Genomic DNA, 1,579 nt, shown 5'->3' on the forward strand with positions numbered 1-1,579 from the left:
GAGGATCGGTGGCAATTTCAAACAAGATTTCGCCATGCTCTTTAAAGTAGACAGCATTGAAATAGTTGCGGTCGCGCACATGCGTCACGTGATAGCCGTTGTCAGCAACATAGCTCTGCCAGTCCAGCTGATCCTGATCGCTTTGGCCCGCCAGGCAATATGGTGAACCGTCCCGACCCCCATCTGGCCGCGGCCTGCCGAGGCCAGCTTCAGATCAATGACGTTGCCGATATCTGCGGTAGAGCGATACCGGGCCAAATCCCCTTCTTTACCGATGAGTTCCAGACCCATCACGTTCTCCAGCAATTCCGCCGTCTGCTCCGGATGCGCAGAATACAGGGTCGCGCCTCCGAATCCTTTGATCGCAACGTCCGCAGTTACGCCGCCAAAGCTCCAGGCATTAGGCTCGCCTTCCTCCCGCTCAACGATTTCCAGATGGAGTCCGTGCGGATCGTCAAACGTCAAGTACGTTTCGCCAAAGCGCTGCGTTTTTGTAAAAGGAACCTGAAACTGCTCCAGCCGTTTTTCCCAGAAAGGCATTGCACCGACAGGCACAACATAAGAGGTTACTCCAACCTGGCCGTCGCCGATTTTGCCCTGATACGCGTTTGCCCAAGGGAAGAACGTAATGATCGTTCCCGGTTTACCGCCTTCATTGCCAAAGTACAAATGATAGGTACCCGGATCGTCGAAGTTGACGGTTTTCTTTACCAGGCGAAGCCCCAATACGCCGGCATAAAAATCGACGTTTTCCTGCGGATGACCCACAATGGCTGTAATATGGTGAATCCCCATCGTTTTTTTACTCATTTTAAATTCCTCCCGTGATCTTCATTATTTTAGATCGAATGATTATACCTGTACATGAAGCTGATGTTTGATTTTTCCGAGAAGCTGTACGAAGGTTCCCGACTCTTCTTCAGACAGTGATCCGAACAGCTGCTTCACCCGCTCCCTGATGTCTCGGCATGATGGACTGCATGAACGCTTCCCCGTCGGGGGTAAGAACCAGATGGATCACCCGGCGGTCGTCAGGACACGGTACCCGTTTGAGCATATTCTTGCGCTCCAGCTTATCGATCACATACGTCATGGATCCGCTTGACACTAAAATGCGCTGCGCCACTTCGTGGATCGTCTGCTTACCATGGAAGTAGAGGACTTCCAATACTGAAAATTCCGTAACGTGAAGGTCGGTTTTCGCCAGCTCGGCTCTAATGCATTCCTGGATTTCTTTAGAAGTCTGCATTAACGCCAGGTACGCTTTATTTTTGCATGTCGATTGCATCCGATTCCCACCCTTCAAAAACCTTAAATTAATTTGTCTTTAAATTGAGATATTTGATTATGAGACAATTCTATGCTTAAATGCGGTTGGTGTCAACCCCCTTTTTTTCGTCTTTCTGAATAACCCCTTCCCTGCCTCAGTTAGCCGCTTCTAGAGGGTTTGTCCAGAGTTGATGATGTTTAAATCGACCTTGCATTTCACGGTAAGATGAGCATACTCTTCATACCAGTCAAGTTTCTTCCAGGACGCATAACTCATACTGTTGCGCACATAAGCCCCAATCTCGATGCT

1 protein-coding gene and 1 pseudogene are annotated in these 1,579 nt (G+C 49.3%); both read right to left on the bottom strand.

The annotated features are described in order from the left end of the window. Window positions 1-810 (bottom strand): annotated as a pseudogene (locus CPT76_RS18480) (ring-cleaving dioxygenase); the annotation flags it as partial. Between the two features lie 109 nt (window positions 811-919). Then, the gene (locus tag CPT76_RS18485; protein ID WP_258168573.1) at window positions 920-1,288 is read right to left on the bottom strand and encodes a MarR family winged helix-turn-helix transcriptional regulator; all 369 of its coding nucleotides are present in this window, start codon (window positions 1,286-1,288) and stop codon (window positions 920-922) included. Window positions 1,289-1,579 lie beyond the last annotated feature (291 nt).

Origin of the sequence: Paenibacillus sp. AR247, assembly GCF_002968895.1 — a bacterium.
Lineage (GTDB): Bacteria > Bacillota > Bacilli > Paenibacillales > Paenibacillaceae > Paenibacillus_AQ > Paenibacillus_AQ favisporus.

Coding starts and splice junctions, on each gene's coding strand:
- CPT76_RS18485 (WP_258168573.1), bottom strand. CDS start 1,288: ATGCAATCGACATGCAAAAATAAAGCGTACCTGGCGTTAATGCAGACT.